Raw genomic sequence first — 899 nt, 5'->3', positions numbered from 1 at the left:
GCGATGGCAACCGCCGACGGCGGCTACATCATCAGCTGGGAAGACCAGGGCACAGGCATCGTGCAGCGCAGCTACGGGGCGGATAACCAGCCGGTGACGGGCGAAGTGACGGTGGCAACCGGCAAGGGCATGGGCAGCTCCGGCGGGCCGGAAATGGCGGCCTTTACCGATGCGGCGCACGGCGGCATGTACGTGACCGTGTGGAACGCCACCAGCGGTCCGGGTGACACCAGCGGCAGCGGGGTTGTCGGGCAGATTTTTGCCGCAGACGGCACGCCACTGGGGGGTAACTTCCAGGTGAACACCACCACGGACAGCTCCCAGAACTATCCGGACGTTATCACCCTGAACGACGGCAGCATCGTGGTGTTCTGGGACAGCAGCGACAGCGGCACCAGCGGCTCTGACATCCGCGCAGTGCACTACCGCGTGGATGCCGCCACCGGAACGCTGACGCTGGTCGGCAGCGGTGACTTTATCGTCAACAGCTACACCAGCGGCAAGCAGTATAAGCCGGTCGGCGTGGCGCTGGACGATGGCGGCTACCTGCTTATCTGGGGCTCTGAAGGCGGCGACGGGGATGGCTCGGCCATCTACGCACAGCGCTTTGATGCGAACGATAACAGGGTGGGACGCGAGTTCCTGGTGAACACCACCACGAGCGGCAACCAGGGTACCGGTGGCGACTCGGTGGATGCAACGCACATCTTTGACGCCGTGCTGACCGCGGACGGCAGCGTATACGTGACGTGGCAGTCGGACAACGTGGACGGTTCGGGAACCGGCATTGAAGGTATCGTGATTGACGTGGATGCGGCGTTCTACTCCGAGTACACGGTGAACACCACCACCACGGGAGCGCAGACGGTCTCGTCGGTAGCCAGCCTGCCGGACGGCGG

The 899-nt window shown here is 64.5% G+C and carries 1 protein-coding gene; it reads left to right on the top strand.

Annotated features, from left to right (window positions below; translation table 11 throughout):
* The coding region (locus OK409_RS22410; protein WP_264367559.1) for a hypothetical protein at positions 1–899 on the top strand (899 nt) is incomplete at both ends.

The organism is Pantoea sp. RG18, from assembly GCF_025910075.1.
Classification (GTDB): domain Bacteria; phylum Pseudomonadota; class Gammaproteobacteria; order Enterobacterales; family Enterobacteriaceae; genus Pantoea; species Pantoea agglomerans.
The sequence above is the reverse complement of the archived record's forward strand: the minus strand, read 5'-3'. Positions and strand labels throughout refer to the sequence as shown.